At 44.1% G+C, this 23,618-nt stretch carries 22 protein-coding genes and 1 pseudogene; 9 read left to right on the plus strand and 14 right to left on the minus strand.

The genetic code is table 11. The features are described from left to right. Nucleotides 1-20 precede the first annotated feature (20 nt). From K1F36_RS04395 to K1F36_RS04415, 5 genes are all read left to right on the plus strand, one after another. Nucleotides 21-1,247 carry an aminotransferase class V-fold PLP-dependent enzyme gene (locus tag K1F36_RS04395; protein WP_313790061.1) on the plus strand — a complete coding sequence of 409 codons (1,227 nt, stop codon included), beginning with the start codon at nucleotides 21-23 and terminating at the stop codon, nucleotides 1,245-1,247. Nucleotides 1,248-1,319: 72 nt separating this feature from the next. Beyond that, a complete protein-coding gene (locus tag K1F36_RS04400; protein ID WP_220112700.1) occupies nucleotides 1,320-1,742 on the plus strand; it encodes a SufE family protein in 423 nt (140 codons plus the stop codon). Nucleotides 1,743-1,748: 6 nt separating this feature from the next. Continuing rightward, nucleotides 1,749-2,078 carry an iron-sulfur cluster assembly protein gene (locus tag K1F36_RS04405; protein WP_108245524.1) on the plus strand — a complete coding sequence of 110 codons (330 nt, stop codon included), beginning with the start codon at nucleotides 1,749-1,751 and terminating at the stop codon, nucleotides 2,076-2,078. Nucleotides 2,079-2,108: 30 nt separating this feature from the next. Beyond that, complete coding sequence (locus K1F36_RS04410) at nucleotides 2,109-2,342, plus strand: TIGR03643 family protein (protein ID WP_220112701.1); 234 nt, start codon at nucleotides 2,109-2,111, stop codon at nucleotides 2,340-2,342. A 29-nt stretch (nucleotides 2,343-2,371) separates the two neighbouring features. Beyond that, entirely contained in the window at nucleotides 2,372-2,878 is a 507-nt protein-coding gene (locus tag K1F36_RS04415; protein WP_220112702.1) for a DUF2480 family protein, read from the plus strand. Nucleotides 2,879-2,995: 117 nt separating this feature from the next. Here the strand turns inward: K1F36_RS04415 and K1F36_RS04420 are convergent, their stop codons facing one another. Next, nucleotides 2,996-3,196, minus strand: coding sequence for a hypothetical protein (locus K1F36_RS04420; protein ID WP_220112703.1), 201 nt, complete (start codon nucleotides 3,194-3,196; stop codon nucleotides 2,996-2,998). 233 nt (nucleotides 3,197-3,429) lie between these two features. Here K1F36_RS04420 and K1F36_RS04425 point away from each other — a divergent pair, with 233 nt between their 5' ends. Beyond that, nucleotides 3,430-4,362 carry a DUF3078 domain-containing protein gene (locus tag K1F36_RS04425; RefSeq protein ID WP_220112704.1) on the plus strand — a complete coding sequence of 311 codons (933 nt, stop codon included), beginning with the start codon at nucleotides 3,430-3,432 and terminating at the stop codon, nucleotides 4,360-4,362. Nucleotides 4,363-4,623: 261 nt separating this feature from the next. Here the strand turns inward: K1F36_RS04425 and hflX are convergent, their stop codons facing one another. Then, nucleotides 4,624-5,835 carry a GTPase HflX gene (gene hflX / locus K1F36_RS04430; RefSeq protein WP_220112705.1) on the minus strand — a complete coding sequence of 404 codons (1,212 nt, stop codon included), beginning with the start codon at nucleotides 5,833-5,835 and terminating at the stop codon, nucleotides 4,624-4,626. A 148-nt stretch (nucleotides 5,836-5,983) separates the two neighbouring features. Between hflX and K1F36_RS04435 the strand changes: the two genes are divergently transcribed. From K1F36_RS04435 to K1F36_RS04445, 3 genes are all read left to right on the plus strand, one after another. After that, on the plus strand, nucleotides 5,984-8,713 hold the full coding sequence (locus K1F36_RS04435) for a M14 family metallopeptidase (protein WP_220112706.1): 2,730 nt from the start codon (nucleotides 5,984-5,986) through the stop codon (nucleotides 8,711-8,713). A gap of 20 nt (nucleotides 8,714-8,733) precedes the next feature. Next, entirely contained in the window at nucleotides 8,734-9,684 is a 951-nt protein-coding gene (locus K1F36_RS04440) for an endonuclease/exonuclease/phosphatase family protein (protein ID WP_220112707.1), read from the plus strand. A 150-nt stretch (nucleotides 9,685-9,834) separates the two neighbouring features. Continuing rightward, nucleotides 9,835-12,030: a S8 family serine peptidase gene (locus K1F36_RS04445; protein WP_220112708.1), complete on the plus strand. Its 2,196-nt coding sequence runs from the start codon at nucleotides 9,835-9,837 to the stop codon at nucleotides 12,028-12,030. 696 nt (nucleotides 12,031-12,726) lie between these two features. Here K1F36_RS04445 and K1F36_RS04450 read toward each other — a convergent pair. The 12 genes and pseudogenes from K1F36_RS04450 to hemA all read right to left on the minus strand — a co-directional run bounded on the left by K1F36_RS04450 (nucleotide 12,727) and on the right by hemA (nucleotide 23,576). Continuing rightward, nucleotides 12,727-13,440 (minus strand): 3'-5' exonuclease, encoded by a 714-nt coding sequence (locus K1F36_RS04450; protein WP_220112709.1) that lies wholly within the window; start codon nucleotides 13,438-13,440, stop codon nucleotides 12,727-12,729. A gap of 9 nt (nucleotides 13,441-13,449) precedes the next feature. Next, nucleotides 13,450-13,920, minus strand: coding sequence for a methylated-DNA--[protein]-cysteine S-methyltransferase (locus K1F36_RS04455; protein WP_220112710.1), 471 nt, complete (start codon nucleotides 13,918-13,920; stop codon nucleotides 13,450-13,452). Beyond that, the gene (locus K1F36_RS04460) at nucleotides 13,920-15,041 is read right to left on the minus strand and encodes a CNNM domain-containing protein (RefSeq protein ID WP_220112711.1); all 1,122 of its coding nucleotides are present in this window, start codon (nucleotides 15,039-15,041) and stop codon (nucleotides 13,920-13,922) included. Before K1F36_RS04460 ends, K1F36_RS04455 begins: the two co-directional genes overlap by 1 nt. A 40-nt stretch (nucleotides 15,042-15,081) precedes the next feature. After that, nucleotides 15,082-16,389: pseudogene (locus K1F36_RS04465) on the minus strand (serine hydrolase domain-containing protein). Nucleotides 16,390-16,400: 11 nt separating this feature from the next. Beyond that, nucleotides 16,401-17,390 (minus strand): porphobilinogen synthase, encoded by a 990-nt coding sequence (gene hemB, locus K1F36_RS04470; RefSeq protein ID WP_220112712.1) that lies wholly within the window; start codon nucleotides 17,388-17,390, stop codon nucleotides 16,401-16,403. A 27-nt stretch (nucleotides 17,391-17,417) separates the two neighbouring features. Continuing rightward, the gene (locus tag K1F36_RS04475) at nucleotides 17,418-18,206 is read right to left on the minus strand and encodes a PhzF family phenazine biosynthesis protein (RefSeq protein WP_220112713.1); all 789 of its coding nucleotides are present in this window, start codon (nucleotides 18,204-18,206) and stop codon (nucleotides 17,418-17,420) included. Nucleotides 18,207-18,234: 28 nt separating this feature from the next. Then, nucleotides 18,235-19,137 carry an oxygen-dependent coproporphyrinogen oxidase gene (gene hemF / locus K1F36_RS04480; protein WP_220112714.1) on the minus strand — a complete coding sequence of 301 codons (903 nt, stop codon included), beginning with the start codon at nucleotides 19,135-19,137 and terminating at the stop codon, nucleotides 18,235-18,237. Beyond that, entirely contained in the window at nucleotides 19,134-19,625 is a 492-nt protein-coding gene (locus tag K1F36_RS04485; protein WP_220112715.1) for a DUF6973 domain-containing protein, read from the minus strand. The genes hemF and K1F36_RS04485 overlap by 4 nt, the downstream gene beginning before the upstream one ends. Further along, nucleotides 19,622-20,647 carry a uroporphyrinogen decarboxylase gene (gene hemE / locus K1F36_RS04490; protein WP_220112716.1) on the minus strand — a complete coding sequence of 342 codons (1,026 nt, stop codon included), beginning with the start codon at nucleotides 20,645-20,647 and terminating at the stop codon, nucleotides 19,622-19,624. Before hemE ends, K1F36_RS04485 begins: the two co-directional genes overlap by 4 nt. A gap of 61 nt (nucleotides 20,648-20,708) precedes the next feature. Beyond that, a complete protein-coding gene (locus K1F36_RS04495; protein WP_220112717.1) occupies nucleotides 20,709-21,419 on the minus strand; it encodes a uroporphyrinogen-III synthase in 711 nt (236 codons plus the stop codon). Further along, complete coding sequence (gene hemC / locus K1F36_RS04500) at nucleotides 21,397-22,323, minus strand: hydroxymethylbilane synthase (RefSeq protein ID WP_220112718.1); 927 nt, start codon at nucleotides 22,321-22,323, stop codon at nucleotides 21,397-21,399. Before hemC ends, K1F36_RS04495 begins: the two co-directional genes overlap by 23 nt. Then, nucleotides 22,320-23,576, minus strand: coding sequence for a glutamyl-tRNA reductase (gene hemA / locus K1F36_RS04505; protein ID WP_220112719.1), 1,257 nt, complete (start codon nucleotides 23,574-23,576; stop codon nucleotides 22,320-22,322). Before hemA ends, hemC begins: the two co-directional genes overlap by 4 nt. Nucleotides 23,577-23,618: the final 42 nt, after the last annotated feature.

The raw sequence follows: 23,618 nt of genomic DNA on the forward strand, positions 1-23,618 counted from the left end.
TTTTTCACGATTACATTACAATGATAGAGACCACTTTGGACATACAAGCCATTAGAAAGGATTTTCCCATCCTCCAAAGAGAGGTCAATGGGAAGCCTTTGGTGTATTTGGACAATGCAGCTACCTCGCAGACACCGCAGCAGGTAATCGATGTCATTGTTGATTATTACAAGCGGTACAACGCCAATATCCATCGTGGGGTACATACCTTGTCTCAAGAGGCCACCGATGCCTACGAAGCGGCGCGGCAGAAAATCCAAAAGCACTTTAACATTGCGCATTCCCGCGAAGTGATCTTTACTTCGGGAACTACCCATGGCATCAATTTGGTGGCATCGGGATCCACTTCCTTTTTAAAGGAGGGGGATGAGATTTTGGTATCGGCAATGGAGCACCACTCCAATATTGTGCCTTGGCAAATGCTGTGCGGACGCACGGGGGCAACCCTAAAAGTGGTTCCAATGAATCTGGAAGGGGAGTTGGTCATGGAGGAATACCACAACCTGTTATCGGATAAGACAAAATTGGTGTTCTGCAACCATGTATCCAATGCGTTGGGAACCATAAACCCCATAGAAGAAATCATTGAAGCTGCACATAAAGTTGGAGCGGCCGTATTGATAGATGGGGCGCAGGCTGCGGCACACATCAAAGCTGATTTACAAGCCTTGGATGTGGACTTTTATACCGTTTCCGCCCATAAAATGTGCGGACCAACGGGGGTTGGAATGCTTTATGGCAAGGAGGAATGGCTCAAGAAATTGCCTCCTTACCAAGGAGGAGGGGAAATGATCGCCGAGGTAACTTTTGAAAAGACCACTTATGCCGATCTGCCCCATAAGTTTGAAGCTGGAACGCCCAACATCTGTGGAGGCATTGCCTTTGGAGCCGCATTGGATTATATGAACAGCATAAGTTTTGATGCCATTGCCCAGTACGAAGATGAGTTGGTCCGATATGCCACAGAGCAATTGCTTGCCATTGACGGTTTGAAAATCTACGGAACCGCAACGCATAAAACTTCGGTAATATCCTTTAATATTGAAGGCGTGCATCCCTATGATATCGGAACCATTGTGGACAAATTGGGCATTGCCGTTAGAACAGGGCACCATTGCGCACAACCAATAATGGATTTTTACCAGATTCCGGGAACAGTAAGGGCCAGTTTTAGCTTTTACAATACCAAGGAGGAAGTGGATAAACTGGTGGAAGGTGTTACACGTGCAAGGAATATGTTGCTATAACCAGACCGTTATCATTATCATAAAGACTTGAATGGCAACCCTCCGAGTTGTACTTTTGAATAAAACCATCGCATGACCATAAAAGAGATACAGGAAGAGATAATAGATGAGTTTTCCATGTTCGACGACTGGATGCAGCGTTACGAATACATGATCGAGCTCGGAAAATCACTTCCATTGATAGCCGAACAGTACAAAACCGATGACAACCTGATCAAAGGATGCCAGAGCAAGGTGTGGGTGCATGCCGAACTCGATGGTGACAAATTGCTGTTCACGGCTGATAGTGATGCCATCATTACGAAAGGAATCATTGCCATTTTGGTCAGGGCGTTCAGCAATCAAAAGCCACAGGACATTATTGATGCCGATGTGGAATTTATTGATGAAATAGGTCTTAAAGAGCATTTGTCACCAACGCGGGCAAATGGATTGGTAAGTATGATCAAGCAATTGAAATTGTATGCGGTTGCCTATCAAACACAGTTAAAATAACACAGAATGAGCGAAGAAACTACCATAGATACACAAGAACTGGGCGAAAAAATCGTAAAGGTGCTCAAAACCATCTACGATCCAGAAATTCCTGTGGACATTTACGAACTGGGATTGATTTACGATGTGTTCGTAAACGAGGAATACGAAGTAAAGATCTTGATGACCCTTACCTCGCCCAATTGCCCTGTGGCCGAAACCTTGCCCGTGGAGGTAGAGGAGAAAGTGAAGTCCATTGATATGCTGAAGGACGTGGAGGTGGAAATCACTTTTGACCCACCATGGACCCAAGAACTGATGAGCGAGGAGGCGAAATTGGAGTTGGGCCTTTTGTAAAACCCCGGTAAACCTAAAAGACATGACGACATGACCACAAGACAAATCGATAGAATTATTGAGATGGCTTGGGAGGACAGAACCCCGTTCGAAGCCATAGAGTACCAGTTTGGTTTAAAGGAAAACGACGTGAGGGAAGTGATGCGAAGCAATCTCAAACGTTGCTCTTTTGAGTTGTGGAGAAAACGGGTAAAGGGAAGAAAGACCAAACACCAAAAAACGTCCCCGGCCAATAGATTTAGGTCGCAGAATCAAAAATTATAGCGGTTCCAGCCCTCGCGAAAAATACAAATATGGAAAAGGAAATCGTAAATAGAGTAGCCCAAAGCAAGTTGGTCACGTTCGACCTGGAGGATTATTATCCGAAAGGGGAGCGTAAGGTCTTGGACATCAAAGATTGGTTGTACGAGGGATTTATTCTTCGTGAAAAGGAGTTCCGCGCCCATGTTGATGCGCATGATTGGTCAATGTACCAGGAAGCTTATGTGGCGCTTCAATGTTCTTCGGATGCCATTATTCCAGGCTGGGCCTTTATGTTGGTTGCCTCCAAACTGCAACCCTACGCCAAAAAAGTAGTTCAAGGAAATTTGGAAACCTTGGAAACGGCACTTTATCAAACTATTTTGGAAAAGTTGGATGTGACCGAGTTTGCAGATAAGCCTATAATCATAAAAGGTTGCTCCAAAAAACCCGTACCCGAAAATGCCTATCTAATGGCGGTGGCCAAAATCCAAGAAGTGGCCAAAAGTATCATGTACGGGGAAGCCTGCTCTTCGGTACCCCTGTTCAAGAGAAAATAGTAGTTTTTGTAGTCAGTGGACGGTCGCTGAGCACCCGGCCTGCCGGACGGACAAGAAGTTGAAGCAATATGGCCGGATATCGATATTTTACGAGGAAAGCCTGTTGGTTCTTTGATGTCAGAAGTGATGTAAATCCAGCATTTTGGTATAAAAGTCCTTGTTTTCCCGATTTCTTGTGGCGAACCCTCGCTCAACTGCGGGCAAAAACAGGGTGACTGTTCTGTTATCGTCCATTTCGATGAGTGGCCATGGTTTGAGATACTTCGCTCCGCTAGGTATGACAACTCGGTCGCTGAGCGTAGTCGAAGCGACATGCATGTTATCGACATTTTATTGATTGTACATTGAATGGACACGAATTCCACTGATTATCACGAGCTTTTATGGAGAAGTCAGATTTCAGAGGTCTGATGTCTGACTACTGATATCTTGGTTCTTTGCTCTTGAATCCACCCAAGCCTGTCCCATTTTTAATTGGTAATGGTGCATTGTTGAATGAAAAAGTAGTGACATTTCTTACTTTTGCGGTTCTAAACAGTAAACTCCATACTATGAAAAAACTACTTTTTATTGCTTTGTCCTTTTTTGTTGTTTCAATGGCTTCGGCCCAGACGGAAGAGGAACTTAAAGCTCAAATTGCTCCAAAGAAGGACTCGATTGTAGCTATACAATCACGTGTAAATGCCTTACAGAAACAATTGGACGCCCTCCCCGGCTGGAAAATCGGTGCTTTCGGCACCATTGGTGGGAGTATATCGCAGTTCAACAATTGGTTTGCACAAGGAATTCCCAACAACTCATCAGGAAACATCGGATTTACGGTAAATTCCTTCGCTAATCTTCAGGAAAAGAAGTTTTTTTGGAGAAACGCTGCCAATGTTAATCTCGCATGGGTAAAATTGGACGATAAGGACGACCCAACGGACGATGATAGCTTTCGCCAAGCTACGGATGTCTTTAATATTTCATCGTTGTACGGTAGAAAATTAAGCGAGAAGTTTGCTATTTCCGGTCTTGTGGAATACCGGACCACAATACTGAGCAACTTTAACGACCCCGGGTATTTAGACCTTGGTGTGGGTGCCACTTGGACCCCGATACCAGATTTGGTGGTGGTAATGCATCCGCTCAACTACAACTTTGTGTTCAGCAATGAGGATACCATTTTTGAATCGTCCATGGGTGCCAAGATTGTTGCGGACTATACGAAACAAATAGGAGCAGTGAGCTTTAAGAGTAACCTATCCCTGTTCCAAAGCTATGAAAGCAGCGACCTGAGTAACTGGACATGGACCAACTCCTTCAGTTATACATTATGGAAAATGATAGGGGTAGGGTTTGATTTTGGTTTGAGAAACAACAAGCAAGAGACGCTTAACTATATCGTGAACAATGCCCCGACCCCCAATCCGGATGCTACCTTCGATGCCATTGATAACGAGTTGCAGACCTACTGGACTTTAGGGCTCAGCTACAAGTTCTGACATAAATACTAAGTATAAAAAAAGCCACCGAAACGGTGGCTTTTTTGTGGGGTGAAAATGTTTTCTATGTTTTTAAGACCATGGTCTAAGTAGGTTAAGATCGATTAAGATCTGCGTTCGACACTAAAATGACTTAAAAACAATGTGAAAGTATACCTTACGTTGCCTTTCCCTAAATTTTTGTTGTGAATGGGCACATAATTGTTGTGAAGCAAAAGATTCCTTGCTTTTCACTGAAAAAGTAGACTTCGATGAATTGGTTTAATATTCATCCAAATGCTCTGGATACAGAAAGTTGTTGTACGGGAAACGGGTAACATGAATGTCCCGTACCGCATCGTAAACACGTTTTCGGAACTCGTCCAGGTTTTCCTTGTTGAGCGCAGAAATGAACAACGCCTTGTCCCCGAGCTTATTGAAATAGGTTTTTTTCCACTCCTCGAGCGTAAAATGCGCCTTGGTACGTTCTGTTACCAGGTCGTCCTCATCAATGGTTTCGGGAACATACTGGTCTATTTTGTTGAAAACCATGATGCATGGCTTGTCGGAACTTTCGATTTCGTCCAAAATCTGATTTACGGAGTCGATATGTTCCTCAAAATTCGGATGGGAAATATCCACTACGTGCAACAGTAGGTCAGCTTCACGTACCTCGTCCAACGTACTCTTGAAACTTTCGACCAACTGGGTGGGCAGTTTTCGAATGAATCCTACCGTATCGCTCAACAAAAAGGGCAAGTTACCCAACACCACTTTTCTGACCGTAGTGTCCAACGTAGCGAACAGCTTATTCTCCGCAAATACTTCGCTCTTGCTGATCACGTTCATCAATGTGGATTTGCCCACATTGGTATAACCGACCAAGGCCACTCGTACCAAAGACCCGCGGTTGCCCCGTTGTGTCTCCATTTGGCGGTCTATTTTGGCCAGCTTCTTTTTTAGAAGGGCAATTCGGTCACGAACAATACGTCTATCCGTTTCAATTTCCGTTTCACCAGGTCCGCGCATCCCAATACCACCACGTTGCCGCTCCAAGTGAGTCCAAAGGCCGGTCAATCTGGGTAATAAATATTCATATTGTGCCAGTTCCACCTGTGTACGTGCATAGCTTGTTTGGGCACGTTGGGCGAAAATGTCCAGAATAAGGCTAGTCCTGTCCAAGACTTTGCACTTCAATAACTTTTCTATATTGTTCTGTTGTGCAGGGGACAGCTCATCATCAAAAATAACGGAGCCGATTTCGTTTTCCTTTACAAATTGGCGTACTTCTTCCATCTTACCGCTCCCGATGTAGGTTTTTGGGTTGGGCACATCAATCCGTTGCACAAACCTTTTTTCAACCTCGCCACCTGCGGTGTAGGTCAAAAATTCCAGCTCGTCCAGGTATTCCTTTACCTTTTCCTCATCTTGGTACTGGTTCAATACACCAATAAGTACCGCCTTTTCATATTCTATTGATTTCTTTTCTAGCATCAGATGGATTTAGACTACAAATTTACATAATGTTTTGGAAGCTATTTTGTGCTTTCTTCCTTTTAAGCACTGATGAACAGGGCGAAAGGCTATTATTTGTTTGTATTGTTCCCTATCTTGATGCCCAAAACCAACCTAACTCAAAATAATGTCTGGAATTCAACCTCTCTTGAGCTTAAAAGGCAAGTGTTTTATTGGCTCTTTTTTGATGATGCCCTTGCTTGTCTTCAACCTGAAAGCGCAAAACACTACTCTTCCCAATCCTCATGAGGTCATAGGATTTGAAGTAGGTTCCGATTTTCATTTGGCCACCTACGAACAGTCCATCGAGTATTTCAAAAAGTTGGATGCCGCCAGTGATTTGGTGCAGATGCGCGAAACCGGAAAAACCTCTGAGGGCCTTACTTGGTACTATGTTTTGATTTCTTCCGAGGAGAATCTTTCCAAAATTGACCATTACAAAGAGATTTCCCAACAATTGGCCCATCCCAAAGGGATGACCCGCGAAGAGGCTCAAAAATTGGCAGAGGAAGGTAAGGCCATTGTGGATATCAGCGGTGGACTTCATGCTTCCGAAGTTGCCGGGGCACAACATATTATCACCCTGGCCCATCAAATTGTAAGTGAGGCCAATTCCAAAAAGTTTAAACCCATTTTGGATGATGTGATTTTGGTTTTGTGGCCGTCTTTAAACCCTGACGGACAAAATATTATTGCCAATTGGTACATGTCCAATGTAGGCACGCCCTACGAAACGGCACGAACACCCTGGCCCTATCAAAAATATGTAGGCCATGATAATAATAGGGATGCGTATATGCTCAATATGCTCGAATCAAGAGTTGTGGGTAGGACATGGCGAGAATGGGAGCCCAACGTAATCCATGTACACCACCAATCCTCCCCTTTTCCAACTAGAATATGGTTGCCGCCTTTTGCGGAGCCGATTGCCCCACAAACTCCGCCCATTGTGGCAAGGGAAGTGAACATGATCGGTATGGCTATGGCCCAAGAGCTGGAAACCGAAGGGTTGCCAGGTGCCGTGCATATGGGAAAGGGTTTTGATGCTTGGTACCCAGGCTATATCGATTACCTGCCTGCAATGCAAAATATCCCCTCATTTTGGACCGAGACGGCTTTATATCGGTATGCGACACCTTATTTTTATACCCTTCGGGATTTTCCTGAGTCCAGAAAGGATTTACGAGTGGAATCGTTGTACAATAGCCCTTGGAAAGGCGGATGGTGGCGATTGAGCAATGCCATGCAATACATGCAGACGGCTTCCATTGCCGTTTTGGACTATGCATCAAAATATAAGGAAACATTGTTGTTCAATAAGTACCAAGCGGCGATGACCACTATTGAAAAATATAGGAACGAGCCGCCGTATGCTTATATCATCCCACAAAAACAACGCGACCCCGTTCGTCCCGTAGAATTGTTGAAGCGATTGGCCTTTAATGGTATCCAGGTTTCACAATTTGAGCAAGCTATGGACTATGCAGGGGTAAACTATCCCAAAGGCACTTGGGTCATCCCGATGGATCAAGAGTTTGCCGAAATGGCGCGTCAGGTTTTGGATGTGCAGGTATACCCAGATTTAAGGGAGTCTCCCGATGGGCCATTGGAACAACCGTATGATGCTGCAGGGTGGACATTGCCTTTTCAAATGGAAGTAGATGTGGTTACGGGAACCGTTCCTTTGAGCGATGCATTTAGAAATGCTTTGACACCTGTGGAAGGCTCTCCACTTGAAACTACCGATGATGAGAAAAAGGATTTGAACAAATCGGATTTCGCTCCAGGTGCAGGCTTTGATACGGATAAGGTGGCGTCAGGCATAAAACCATTGCCGGGAAAACTAAGCGGAGGCGGCAGCACTTTGTGGCTGGATCCAACTCAAAACAATATTTTTCGTGTTTTGGCAGAGGCGATCAAGGAAGGATACGCCATCAATTATGATACAGATACCAAAAAATATGGAGTGCGAGGGGCATCGCGTGGTAAAATCAACCAATGGATCAATGACTACGCCATACAGGCGAATCTGGGTTCAGGTTCAGGTGATACCAAAGTGAATTCCAAAATTGCGGTTTATCGACCATGGACCGCCAGTATGGATATGGGTTGGACACGCTGGTTGCTGGATAATTTTGGATTTTCATATTCATCTATTCGGGATGCAGACTTCAAATCCAACAATTTAAGGGAACGTTTCGATGTAATCGTTATGGCATCCGAATGGCCCGAATCTATTGAAAATGGATTGGAACCTGGTTCTGCCCCTCCAGAATATACCGGCGGAATGGGTGAACTGGGAATCCGAAATCTAAGTACTTTTGTTAAACAGGGAGGAACATTGATAACGTTGAACAAAAGCTCCGATTTTGCAATAAATGCCTTGCATCTGCCTGTTACCAACGTGGTCAATAAAGTGGATAGGGCCAGGTTTTTTACTGGTGGCTCCATCATGCAGGTAGAGACCAACCCCAACCATCCGGTAATGGCCGGTATGCAATCCAATGCCAATGTGTTTGTGTATAACAGCCCCATTTTTAATACCAAAGAGGGGTTCACTGGGGAAATATTGGCAAAATATCAGAAAAAAGGTTCACCCCTAATGTCCGGGTTTTTGGTCGGAGAGGAATATATGAACGGAAATGCGGCGGCAATGGATGTAAAATATGGCAACGGACATGTACTGCTATTTGGTTTTCAACCACAGTGGCGAGGACAACCCATGGGAACCTATCGAACTTTGTTCAATGCCCTGCTGTATGCCAATGAATTGTCCAATTTAGAAAGAGAAACCAGTGATGAATGGCTTTCCATTGGCAGCAAACCTGTCATAGAAATATCAAACGGTCAGGAATAAATTTATAATAAGAGTTTGCCTTGAAGAAAAATCTTAACCGATACACAATAGCATTTTATAACCTTGAAAATTTCTTCGATACTGTAAACGATCCGTATTTGTTGGATGATGACTTTACGCCCAACGGCTTTAAGAAGTGGAACAAGGCCAAATTTTGGAACAAGGCCAATAAGATTTCAAGGACAATTTCCGCGATAGGTTCGAACGAAAGTGATTTTCCACCGGTTCTGATCGGCTTGGCGGAGGTTGAAAATAAAAATGTGCTAAAATCTTTGTTGAAATCAAAGCAGCTTCGGGATAGCGATTACGCATTTGTCCATTTTGATTCCCCGGATGAACGGGGTATAGATACAGCGCTTATCTATCATAAAGAACGTTTTATGGTACTAGAATCGGAGACCATCCCATTGATGGTGGAAAACACCAATGGCGAGCGCGACCTCACTCGTGATATTCTTTATGTACGCGGAAAGCTGCACCAAGAGGAGGTCCACATATTCGTGAACCATTGGCCATCTCGGAGGGAGGGTGCAGAAATAACAAGCTATAAACGGATAAAAGCAGCCAAGACCATACTTAGCAGAATCGGCCAAATCCAAGAGAATAAGCCAAATATTATTATCATGGGCGATTTTAACGATGGCCCAAATTCTGAAAGTATTCAAACCCTGATGGATACCGGCCAATTGATAAATCCGATGAAAAAACTCTTGTCGCCCGTCACCGGAAGTGCCAACTACAAAAGAACATGGAGTCTTTTCGACCAAATCCTAATTTCGCACAGCTTCTTGAACTACGAAACAAACACCCACAGTTTTGTAAAGGCTAACATATTTGCGCCTCTTTTCCTAAAGGAATGGAAGGGGAGGTACAAGGGAAATCCATTTAGAACTTATGCTGGAGACAAATATTTAGGGGGGTATAGCGACCATTTTCCCGTTTACATACTCATGGATGTGAACAAAGCCTGAAAGTAGGAATAAAATTACACCACAGAAAAGTTAATTTTCACAACGGATACAGATAAAAGCGATGTATTTCATCGAATAAAGTAGGAATTTTATCGATGAATCCTACATATCAAATTATATTCGTAATCCAAATCTTACCTTAACTTAACTATGGATTACAGATTTCCTTTAGGGGCCAAGGGAGTGATCTTCACCATTTTACTTTCGCTTTTAAGCGGAGCCTCTATTCTTGCTCAGTCTGAAAATGCCAAAAAGCAGATTAGCTTTTCCTACGATCAAGCTAAAATCTCTTCGTTGATTTCTGACATGGAAATGGAGCATGAGTCCAAACTTAAGAAAATAAGTGAGTTAGTCAAATCCAAAAGATTTAAGGCCACCGAGAACAAACCCAACGGTACACAGCTTGCACTAAAGGATATCGGCACCGATGGCACCCCATTATATTATACCACACTCAACGACCCAGCCTCAAAAACTTCCAGAGCATATACCCTATACGATAAAGGCCTTTTGAATCTGGGACTTACCGGTACAGATATGGAAGTTGGCGTATGGGATTCCGGCGTGGCCCTATCGTCCCATCAAGAATTTGATACCCGGGCCAAAAATGCGGATAATGCAGACGAAATTGGCCTGCACGCCACTTTGGTTACGGGAAACTTAATTTCTGCTGGTGTTGAACCCAATGCAAAAGGGGTTGCCTATAGTGCCCAAGCCCTGACCCACGATTGGAGCAGGGATAAAATCGAAGTTGCGGAAGCCGCCGCCAATGGTATGCTCTTGAGCAACCATTCCTACGGAATTTTGTCGGACAGAGTACCCGATTGGTATTTTGGGGCCTATATTAAAGTGACCCAGGATTGGGACAAAATCATGTACAATGCACCATATTACCTGATGGTGACCGCAGCGGGCAATGCCCGGACCTCCAGTGACAACGAAGCTCCAATTTATGGTAAAACCACTGATGGCTTTGACCTTCTGTTGGGCTTTACCACTACTAAAAATGGATTGACGGTCGCAGGTGCCAATACAGAGATAGGGAGCAATGGAGAGCTAAAAAAAGCCACGGTAGCGGGATATAGTAGTTTTGGTCCTGTGGATGACGGCCGTGTAAAACCTGACCTTGCCGGTGATGGCGGAAACATACTTTCCACCAGTTCGGCCACCAATAGCAGTTATCAGGTTTCAGCAGGAACGTCGATGGCAGCACCGGGAGTGACAGGATCATTGTTGTTGTTGCAGCAGTACCACGAAGAGCTTTTTGGCAGTTATATGAAAGCGGCGACCTTAAAGGGACTTGCACTTCATACTGCTGATGATGTTGATGCCAAAGGACCGGATTACAAAATGGGGTGGGGAGTAATAAATGCCAAATCTGCGGCAGAAGTTCTTCAGTATAAAGATTATACCACCTTAGTGAACGAAGAGAGCCTTTCAAACGGTGAAACTTATAGCGTAACTGTAAATGCAATTGATGGTGCTCCATTGGTGGCTTCGATTTCTTGGACGGACCCAGAATCGGAGAATATAAACCGAGGCGAACTCAATAGTACTAATCCCGCTTTGGTAAACGATTTGGACATTAGGATAACCAAGAACGGTGAAACTTATTTCCCTTGGAAGTTGAACCCTGCAAAAGCAAACGATGTCGCCACCAAGGGCGACAATAAAGTTGACCCGTTTGAACGGGTTGAGGTAGACAATGCAAAAGGTGCCTACACCATTACAATTTCTCACAAGGGCAGCTTGAAGAACGGTTTTCAGGATTTTTCGCTGGTAGTTTCAGGAGCACAGATTTCCAATTGCTCTATCGGTATTCCTTCTGATGTTGCATTGGAAAATTCAACCAACGAGGGCACCACTATTACATGGGGAGAGGCAAGAGAAACATTGTTCGAGATTCAGTACAAGAGTATTGATACCGACAATTGGTCGAACGAATTGATTTGGGACAACAATTTTGAACTTACCGCTTTGGAAGCAGGCAAAGTGTACGAGGCGCGCGTACGTTCCATCTGTACCGAAAATGCCGTTTCCGAATTTTCCGAAACCATCGAGTTTGAATTTAACGGCGAAGAAACCGTATTGATAGAGAATACGCCCATGTTTGTACCCCAAGAATTGAATATCTCCATATTCCCAAATCCTGCTGTGGATTATCTAAATATTGAAGCAGAACTATCCAAAGATGCAGAGTTCTCCATCGTGACCACTTCTGGCAATGTGATTAAAAAAGGAAAGACCGAGGGTTCCATCAATGTATCGTCGCTTTCTTCAGGACTGTATGTGTTGGTGGTTCAGGACTATTCCGGGTTTAAAAGCACCAAGTTTTACAAGAACTAGAACAAGTTTAAGTTCAAGTCTCAAGTTCAAACTCAATGCGAAGTTCAGTAGAATTACGCAACCAACCATTGAACTTTTACCTTTTCTGCCTTTGACCCAAGTTCGCGATAATTCGTGGGATTCGTGTCTGGGGTTAAGGGATAGGAATCAAGAAAACAGAATCAGGACATAGGACTTCTTGTTGGAGAGCAGGTTTTGTCATTTCGAAATGAGGTGCAGGGCACCGATCGGGAAATCTCCCTTGCCCTTCGCATCACAAGATTTCTCACATCCGTTCGAAATGACACTCGGAACCTTTTACCCTTCACTTTTTCCCTTTGGCCAATTGCCCGTGCGATTCGTGTCGCTTCGACTACCTGCCCGTCCGGCAGGCGGACGCTCAGCGACGGGGTTGTCATTCCTAGCGGAGCGAAGTATCTCAAACCACAGCCACTCATCGAAATGGACGATAACAGAACAGTCACCCTGTTTTTGCCCGCAGTTGAACGAGGGTTCGTCACAAGAAATCGGAAAAACAAGGGCTTTTATACCAAAATGTTGAATTTGTATCGCTTTACACAAATGAAAACCAATAGCTTTTCCTCGTAAAATATCGATAACATGCGTGTCGCTGAGCGGAGTCGAAGCGACCGAGTTGTCATACTGAACGAAGCGACCATTTTCTCATTACTCAATACAAACTACCGACATCCAAAATCAAACCTTTTTGATTTCTTCGTCCGACAAGAGCTCCTCATTTCGTAAGCGTAAAAAAACCTGTGCGGTGGTCACTACATCCAGTTCACAATAGTTGATGATTCGGTCGATGTCCTTTTCCTTGTAGAACACATCTTTTACCATACTGCCATCCATATCCTCTTTTGGGGAAGGGATGCCCAGTATATGCGCCAATAATTTGAGCGAGGTGTAATGTTTATAATCGCCGAACTTCCAAAGTTCCATGGTGTCCAGATGGGGTATTTCCCATGGCTTTTTTCCGAACAGGTCCAGCTTGTAGGGCAGATTGATGCCGTTTATGATCATTCTGCGGGCGATATACGGAAAATCGAACTCTTTGCCATTGTGGGCGCACAAAAGATGCTTTACGCCGCTAAAATAACCTGTCAGCAGTTGTTTGAACTCTTTCAGGATTTTAGTCTCGTCACCATAAAAGGAAGTGGTCCTAAATGTCCTTAGATCTCCTTGTATTTTAAAATAGCCTACGGAGATGCAGACAATTTTACCAAATTCGGCCCAAATGCCAGCCCGGTCGTAAAATTCCTCGGGCGTGAACTCTTCTTTTCGCTGGTACTGTGTTTTTTGTTCCCATAATAGCTGGGCAGTTTCATCCAAATCGGTGAAATGTTGTTGTTGGGGTACGGTCTCGATATCCAAAAAAAGGATATGCTCCAGGTTAAGTTTATAAAGCATGGTAGCCAATTAAAAAAGAGTCGTCTGTTTTGCAGGACTCTCGTGTTCCAATAACCATTTTTTTCTATGCAGTCCACCTGCATAGCCTGTGAGGTCTCCGTTGGTTCCGATTACACGGTGACAGGGAACCACAATCCAAAGTGGATTTTTGCCATTGGCCGAGGCTACAGCACGAATGGCCTTTACGTCACCGAGTTGTTTGGAAAGTTCCAAATAAGAAATGGTTTTTCCAAAGGGAATTTGTAACAAGGCATCCCAAACCTTTTTCTGAAAATCGGTGCCCGATGGATTCAATTTAAGGTCAAATACCGTTCGGTCTCCATTAAAATATTCTTCAAACTGCTTTACAGCATCCTTTAAAACATCAGAAATTGTACCATTTGGTTTTTTGTTTTCCAAAACGGTTATGGAGGATAGTCCATGAACATCTCCTTTTAATTCTGCTGTTCCGATAGGTGTCTGTACGTAAGCAGTTTCCATTATTCTATTTCATCTTCACCTTCAATAATTCCCAAACGCTTGGCGCGTTCGTGCCAGTTCTTTCGGGCAAGCTTTTGGAGGTCTTCCACATTGTCGCTTTCGTCCATAATCTCAAAACCAAGAAGGGTTTCGATCACGTCTTCCATCGTGACCAATCCACTTACGGAACCATACTCATCCACTACCAATGAAACATGTTCTCTTTTCTGTACAAATTTTTTGAAAAGCTCGTTGATAGATTTATTTCTTTCGGTAACCAATAACTCCCTTCTCAAAGTTGATAGTTTTTCTTCTCCTTGGTTGGAGATGATGGCTTCCAAGAGTTCATCCTTTAAAAAGAAGCCCGTGATGTTGTCCATACGATCTTTGTACAAGGGAATTCTGGAAAAGCGCAACGGTCTGTTTTTTTCAAAAAACTCTTTTATAGGGGTGTCTTCGGATGCGATCTTCATAACCGTTCTGGGAGTCATCACATCCCGCGCCTGTATTTCATCAAAATAGAGCAGGTTCTTGATCATCGTGGATTCCGATTCCTGAAACACGCCTTCTTCGTGTGCGATTTCGGTCATGGCACTAAAATCCTCACGGCTCAGAACACTACCATGTTCCCCTTTGGCGCCAACAAGCTTGGTAAACAGTTGCAAAAGCCATAACAACCCTGTCCATTTTAAGATGAATACCATTATGTTTAGTGCTTTGCTGGTAAAGTTGGCCAGTTGCTTCCAGAAAGTTGCCCCAATGGTCTTTGGAATTATTTCCGAGGCCACTAGAATCAATATCGTCATTAAAGTGGAAACAATACCTACCATCAAATCTTCGGTCAACGTGAATCCGAATATGGTTCGCGCTGTGCTACCATACATTTCTGCATAGGCGACTTTTGCCTGTACACCTACCAAAATGGCACCCACAGTGTGGGCAACGGTGTTCAGGGTAAGAATGGCAATCAGTGGTTTGTCCACGTCCTTCTTAAGAGATTCCAACGTGGCCGCATAATCTTTCCCTTCTTGTTTTTTTACATTGATAAAGGTGGGTGTGATACTTAACAGCACCGCCTCCAATATGGAGCACAGAAACGAAAAGAATATGGAAATAAGGGCATAAAATAGTAGTAGTCCCATAGAATGGCAGAATCTTTAGTACCAAGATAGGGAATAGGAATTAATTATGGATGCTTAATCCATCAGCTTTGTAAAAAACATCTTGTAGGGCTTGTCTAATGTCCAAACTGTACAGTTTTCGATGGTCTCTTGATGGGTAAACCCGATTGGAAAGAAAGATAAAGGTCAGATTTTTTACTGGGTCCGCCCAAACAAAGGTTCCGGTAAAGCCCGAATGGCCAAAACTCTCCGGCGATGCCAAAGGGGAGGGGTAGGCCTCTTCCAAAGGCAGTTCGGCATTGTTCAAGAGAGGTTTGTCAAAACCTAGACCCCGGTAATTTTCATTTTCAGGATATTGCACCTTGGTAAATTACTTTACGGTTTCAGCTGAAATGAGTTGTTTGCCGTCGACGTTCCCATAATTTTGATAGAAAAGCATCAGTTTGGCCAAGTCATCTGCCGTACCGAATAATCCCGCATTGCCCGAAACACCTCCTTTGAGGGATGCATTTTCATCGTGCACCCATCCTTGGACCAAGGTTTTCCTGAAGAGTGAATCCACTTCGGTAGGGACAATGGCATTTACGTAGTTGTTTTCCTTGGGAAGATATCCTAGGGTATGACAGCCTAATGGTTGATAGAAATTTTCATCCAAATAGGTTTGGTAATCCGTTCCGGTGATTTGCTCAATCAAACTTGGAAAAATCAGAAAAGTGAGACCAGAGTACACATATTTTTTTTCTTCCGATACTTTGGACCGGTTGATGATTCGGTTCATCTTGCGTTCAAAACGATTATTGATATACAGGCCCTCGTAAACCTGTCCTTGATATCTTTTGTTTGATGAATTGTGCACAAATCTTTTTTTGACCTCACCGTTTTTACGGAGTACTTGCTGTAAGAAAACAATATAGGGTATAAGACCAGCCTGATGCGCCAAAATTTCCCGAAGCGTGAGGTCTTTTTTGTCTTTTCGGTGCCGCCAAGGCTTCCAATACGTGCTGAAAGGTTGGTCCAAATCTAGCTTGCCTTCGTCCACCAACTTCATTAAGGCCGGCAAGGGACCGGAAATTTTGGTGACGGATGCCAAATCGTATAGATCGTTCAAAGCCACGGGTTGAATGCTGTCGTAGGTGTGGAAACCGTAGGCTTTATGAAAAATGACAGTATCGTTTTTGGCCACCAAGAGCTGTGCACCGGGAAAAGCCAAGCTATCGATGCCCATTTCCATAATGGAATCCACCTTTTGGTCGATGAAAGCCTCATCGAACCCCAATTTGGAGGGCACGGCGTGGATTAGTTCGCGTTGGGCAAATGCAAAGGGCATCACTAAAGTGATGAAAAAGAACGAAACCGCCAGTTTTTTCATTTGGTCAAGTTTTAGCCCAAAGTTCGGATAAAATCCTTCGCAAAATAACTGGCAATGATATTGGCACCGGCTCTTTTAATGGCCGTAAGCTGTTCCAACATCACGGCATCGTGGTCCAACCAGCCTTTTTCTGCAGCGGCTTTTACCATCGCATACTCTCCAGAAACCTGGTACACGGCAACCGGAACTTCTACTTCGTTTTTGATTTCCCGAACAATGTCCAAATAGCACAACCCCGGTTTTACCATCACGATATCCGCCCCTTCGTCAATATCTATTTGGGTTTCCTTGATAGCTTCATACCGATTGGCATAATCCATTTGATAGGTCTTTTTGTCCTTGGGTACATTGGCGATATCCACGGGAGCGGAATCCAAAGCATCCCGGAACGGGCCATAAAAGGCGCTGGCGTATTTGGCGGAATAGGCCATAATCCCAGTGTTGAGGAAGCCTTCATCTTCCAAGGCTTCGCGAATGGTCAAAATTCTGCCGTCCATCATATCGCTGGGGGCCACAAAATCGGCCCCTGCCTTGGCGTGGGACACGCTCATTTCCGCTAGCAATTCAGCCGTTTCATCGTTCAAGATTTGCCCTTCGGCCACAATACCATCGTGTCCGTAGGACGAAAACGGGTCCAAGGCAACATCGGTCATAACCAGCATCTGCGGACAGGCATTTTTCACGGTTTTTATGGCACGTTGCATCAAACCATTGGGGTTGAGCGCTTCGGTTCCTTTGTTGTCTTTCAGTTTATCATCGACCTTCACAAAAAGAAGGACAGAGCACAATCCCATTTTCCAAAGTTCCGTTACTTCTTTCTCCAAATTGTCCAAACTCAGCCTAAAATAGTTGGGCATAGAAGGTATTTCTTCTTTGATTCCCTTGCCTTCGGTCACAAATAAAGGCACCAAAAAGTCATCTGGTGTCAATGTGGTTTCCCGCACCAATCTTCTAATGGATTCGGATGCTCGAAGTCTTCTGTTTCTTATGAGTGGGTACATATATTTAGTTTTAAGCGATGTTTTTATTTATATATCGATTTCCCCAGTTAAATAAAGCACGGCCTTACCGGAAATTTTAACGCGCTCGCCCAAATATTCGCAGACCAAGTCACCTCCTCGCTGGGAAAGTTGTTTGGCCGTCATTTTGGTTTTGTCCAAAACTTCGGACCAATATGGCGATAACGAAGTGTGGGCGGAACCGGTCACAGGATCTTCGGGAATGCCGCAAGCGGGAGCAAAAAAACGGGAAACAAAATCCACTTCGTCCCCAGGTGCGGTTACGATAACGCCACGAACATCCAATTTTTCAAGCAAATGATGGTTGGGTTCAATGGCTTCAATTTCCTTTTGTGATTGATAGACCATCATATAATCCGTTTTGCCCTTCAGGGTTTTTATTGGGGCTTGCCCGATGGCCGTGTCCAACTCTTCAATATTTTGAATGGCAATCAGATTATCGGTTGGAAAATCCAAAGTCAACCAACCATTGTCTGCCTTGTTCACGTTGAGGTTTCCACTTCGGTTTGAATAAAACTGAATGGTATTTTCATCAAATTCATAAAAATGAAAGAGCACAAAGGCAGTTGCCAGTGTCGCGTGTCCGCAAAGGTCCACTTCCACTTCGGGGGTAAACCAGCGAATTTCATATTGCCCGTCTTTCTTTACGGCAAAGGCGGTTTCCGCCAGGTTGTTCTCCTGGGCGATTTTTTGCATTAATTCTGGACTCAACCACGAATCCAAAATACAGACCGCGGCAGGATTTCCGCCAAAGGTCTGGCTGGTAAATGCATCTATTTGGTAAATTTTCTGTCTCATAGGCTTGGTTTCAAGGCAAAGCTAAGGATTAAACCCAATTTTTTGGATTTTGCAGCACTGCTATCAACTGTTCTTCCTCACTTCCTTTTTCAGGATGATGGTCATATCGCCATTGTACGTGCGGAGGCAGACTCATCAAAATACTTTCAATACGGCCGTTGGTTTTTAGGCCGAACAGGGTGCCTTTATCGTGCACGAGATTGAACTCAACATAACGGCCCCGTCTAATTTCTTGCCAGTCGCGCTGCTCTTTGGAATAGGGAAGGTCCTTTCTCTTTTCAACAATAGGTGCGTAGGCATCCAAAAAACTGTCCCCGACCTCGGCAACAAAATTGTACCAATCTTCCATACTGGTCTCTTCGGTCGCTTTGCAATAATCAAAGAACAACCCGCCTATACCGCGGGCTTCATTTCGATGGGCGTTCCAGAAGTATTCGTCGCACTTCTTTTTATAAGCAGGATAAAACGCTGGATTATGACTATCACAAGCTTTTTTACAAACCGCGTGAAAGTGGGCTGCATCCTCATCGAACAAATAATAGGGGGTAAGGTCTTGACCGCCACCAAACCATTGATCCACAATGTTTCCATCTTTGTCGTACATCTCAAAATAACGCCAATTGGCGTGCACGGTCGGCACCATAGGGCTCTTGGGATGGATTACCAAACTGAGGCCACAGGCAAAGAAATCCACATCTTCCACTCCAAAGTAGCTCTGCATACTTTTGGGCAGTGGCCCATGGACTTTGGAAATATTGACACCGCCCTTTTCAAAAACGGCCCCATTTTCAATGACGCGTGTCCTGCCACCGCCACCTTCTTCACGTTCCCAAAAATCTTGTTGAAACTTGGCGGTTCCGTCCAGTTCTTCCAGTTTGGAGGTAATAGCGTCCTGTAATTGTTGAATGTATGTGTAAAATCTATCTTTCATTGTTCCAAAATATGTACCATTCGGTTTTTGTATTCAGAAAGTGTTGAGTTCTCATCAATTTTGATGGATTCCAAAGCCATTTGCCTCAATAGTTCGATGACTTCTTCTTCTGATTTATCGGTATTTTGCTCAAAAATGAAACGACCCGCTTCGTTGTTGTGCAAATCCATTGCCTTTTCCAATTTTTTGTTCGGAAATGAATCCTCGTGCCAATCCGTCACTTTTTTGGCCCAGGCCAAAACAGTTTCCTCATTTTGCTGCCATCTAAAACACCGTTTGGCGATCAAATAATTCCAAAAGGCGTGTCTAAAAGCATTTGCCGGACCATTTTTATGATGGAGTCTCCCATAATTATCGGTCGATATGGCGATGCAATCCTTGGTGGCTTTAATGGTTGGCCCTATAAAGTGAGGACGGCTCAGTCCTATAAAAATAACTTTCAGTATATTTTTAAAATCAACCCGTTTCAGTACCGCAAAAAGGTTCACTCTTGGTACTCTTTAACCGCATCGATGAATGCTTTTGCGTGCTCTACGGGAATATGTGGCAAAATACCGTGACCCAAGTTTACAATATATTTATCCTTGCCAAAATCACGAATCATTTGCGTGACCATTTCCTTGATGGTTGATGGAGGCGAAAGCAAGCGGGCGGGATCAAAATTACCTTGAAGGGTAACATTGCCCCCTGTCAAGTACCTTGCATTTTGGGCGGAACACGTCCAATCCACGCCTACAGCGGAAGCCCCGGAGTTGGCCATTTCTTTCAACGCAAACCAGCATCCTTTTCCAAAAACGATTACGGGTGCTTCGTCCTTCAATGCATCCACGATTTGCTGAATGTATTTCCAAGAAAATTCTTGGTAATCCCGAGGCGAGAGCATCCCGCCCCACGAATCAAATACTTGAACGGCATTGACACCCGCCTTGACTTTAGCTTTTAGGTAGGCGATGGTGGTATCCGTGATTTTTTGAAGCAATTCGTGTGCACCTTCCGGTTGGGTAAAGCAAAATCCTCTGGCCTTGTCAAAACTCTTGCTTCCTTGGCCTTCGACACAGTAACAAAGCAATGTCCAAGGAGAACCTGCAAACCCGATCAAGGGAATTTCATCATTCAATTTTTCCTTGGTCATGGTTATGGCCTCCATCACATAGCCCAAAGTGTCCTGGATATCGGGCACGATTACGTTGTCCAAATCAGCTTGCGAACGGATAGGGTTTGGCAGGTAAGGTCCAAAATTTGGTTTCATCTGCACTTCGATGTCCATAGCCTGGGGAATCACCAAAATATCGCTGAACAAAATAGCGGCATCCATTCCGTATCGGCGAATGGGCTGTACGGTAATCTCGGAAGCCAATTCCGGTGTCTGGCAGCGGGTAAAGAAATCGTATTTTTTACGGAGTTCCATAAACTCGGGCAAATAGCGCCCTGCCTGTCGCATCATCCACACGGGCGGACGTTCAACGGTTTCACCTTTTAAAGCTTTTAGGAACAGGTCATTTTTTATCATAGATTTTAATTTGTCATTCCTGTACTTCGTTTAACTCAGCATAAACTCCGGCAGGAATCTTTTAATTGTTTTTTCGATTTTGAAAGGCGCTTCGACTCCGCTCAGCATCCCCACGAATCGATAATTCTTTTATCGCTTGCACCAACACATTTTCCACGGTTGGTTTGTTAGCTGTAATTATATTTTTTGAATGTTTTTGAGCTTCAGCAGCTGTAGTCTCTCCGATACAGAACAAGATGCTGTTCCCTAATGAATTTTCCAAAAGATAGCTTCGGATGCCACTTGGACTGAAAAACAGAACACCATCAAAATCCCTTTGAAACGCCTTTGGATTTAAATGGGTTCGGTAGACTTCCAGCTCTTTATACTGAACGTTATTTTTTGTCAAAGTTTCAGGGAGTTCATCCCTTCGCTTGTTGCCACAAAGAAATAGGAAAGACTCGTTTTGATGATTTTTCACAAGAATTTCAGCCAATTCTGATGCATTTTGGGCCATTTCAACCACTTTTACGCCATTTTCTTCCAAATGTGCTTTTGTTTTTTCCCCCACACAGTAGGCGCGGAACTTTGATTTCTCCAGACGCTCGGATTGATTCAAAAATACCTTCACGGCATTCTTGCTGGTAAAAATATAGTTGGAGTAGTTGAAGGGAATCTTCACGTCCAGCGGTTCGATTTTTAAGGCATCGTACTCCACCAATCCCAAACTGGAATTTAGAAAGAGTTCCTTTTGTGATGGGGTCAGTATTTTAGTGGAGAGCACTGTTTTCATTTCTGATTTCCTGCATCAATTTATCGCCCCCTTTTTGCAATACCTCTTCGGCACTTATTTTTCCAAGGTCTTTGGCTTCGGACAATTTCACTTCTTTTTTGATATCGATTTTCTGCTTGCCATCCAAAGAGAAAACAACACCTTCAAAATGAACCGTTTGGTCTTTTATTTGCGCCAAAGCACCTATTGGTGCGGTACAACCTCCTTCCAAGGTGCGTAAAAATTCACGCTCGATGGTGGTTCCCATCTCGGTTTCGGGATGGTTGAGTTTGCCCAATGCTTCTTTGGTGAAATCGTCTTCTTCCTTGGCCACGACCAACATGGCGCCTTGAGCTGGAGCGGGAATCATCCAATCCAATTGAATGGCATCTTTGGGCAATAGTTTGATGCGTTCCAATCCGGCCTGAGCAAAAATGGCACCCTCCCAATCGTTTTCAATGAGTTTCAGCAATCTGGTGTTGACATTTCCCCGGAGATCAACCACTTTGTGGTTGGGATATTTGTTCAACCATTGCGCTTTTCGCCGCAAACTTCCAGTCGCGATGGTTGCGGGCTGGTCATTTTCCAAAAAGGCTGACCCTTTGTGCACCAAAATATCGTAGGTCATCGCGCGTTCCAAAACCGCTACTTGAACTATTCCTTTGGGCAGTTGGGTGGGTACATCCTTCATGGAGTGTACCGCAATGTCAATGTCTCCTTTGAGCAGGGCAACATCCAAAGTTTTGGTAAAAATGCCCGTAACGCCCAACTCGTAAAGTGGCTTGTCCAGCACTTGGTCTCCCAAAGATTTGGTCGGAACCAAAATGGTGTCGTACCCAAGTGCTTCCAACTTTTGTTGTACGGTGGTGGCTTGCCACAGCGCCAATTCGCTGTCGCGGGTTCCAATGCGGATTATTTTGCTCATTTGGAGTGTAGTTCTAGCTGAAAAACTTTCTGGATCAGCTCCAAGCTATCATCGGTATCGACCTCGTTGCTCTTCAGGTGGTTGGCAAACTGCTTGGTGATTTTTTGAATGATCCGGTCTGAGATGATTTCTGCCTGAATTTGGTCGAATCCTTCAATTTTTTTGGTCTGAAAATCGATTTCCTCGGTTTTCATCGTGTTCAGTTTGTCCTTGAGTGCATTGATCACAGGGGCAAACTTGCGGGTTTCCAGCCATTTCAGGAAATCCTTTTTTACTTTTTCTATGATAGCTTCCGCTTTGGGAACGTATTCTTTTCGTTTGGCCAAGGTTTCGTCGGTAATCTGTGAGAGTTGATCCAAATGCACCAAGGTCACGTTGTCCAGTTCCTTCACATCGTCCGATACGTTTTTGGGAACTGACAAATCCAACACCAATAATGGTTTTTTGGGATAGATGAGTGCTTTGGAAACGGTGGGTAATTGGGCACCCGTGGCAACCACAAGAATATCTGCTTTACGTATTTCGGTTTGCAAATCGCCATAATCCTTAACGGTCAACTGAAATTTGCCTGCAATGTCCTCCGCTTTTTCCCGAGTTCGGTTGATCAAGGTAATATGGGAATTATTGGAGTGCTTTACCAAGTTTTCGCAGGTGTTTCTTCCAATTTTCCCCGTTCCGAACAAGAGGATGTTCTTGTCGGAAATGTCATCAACATTGTCCAAAATATATTTTACCGAAGCAAAAGCTACGGATGTGGCACCAGAAGATATTTCCGTTTCGTTTTTGATACGCTTGCTGGCCTGAATCACAGCATTGCACAAGCGCTCCATGAACGGATTGGCCATATCATACTTTTTGGCACGATAAAACCCTTGCTTAATTTGGCTGATGATTTCAAAATCACCTAAAATCTGACTGTCAAGACCGGTTCCCACTTTGAACATATGCGAAATGGCATCGTGATTTTTGTACACATAGGCCACTTCCTGGAACTCTTCAACCGTTCCATGGGTCTCGTCGCAAAGTAATTTGATAAGCTGGTAGGGGTGTTGTGCAAAACCGTAGAGTTCTGTACGGTTACAAGTAGAGATGGCCAGAAGACCATCAATTCCGATTTCCTTGGCCTTGCCCAAAATATGGTCAATGGCAGGAACATCCAGACTGAACTTTCCTCTCACCTCTGCATCCGCCTTCTTGTAACTTAACCCAACGGCATAGAAGGAATTATGTTTTGAAATATGGTAGTCCCTCATAAAGGATATAAATCGCAGCACAAAAATAACAGGCTTATAGGT

The sequence above is a fragment of the Flagellimonas abyssi genome (assembly GCF_019457905.1).
Taxonomy (GTDB): Bacteria; Bacteroidota; Bacteroidia; order Flavobacteriales; family Flavobacteriaceae; genus Flagellimonas; species Flagellimonas abyssi.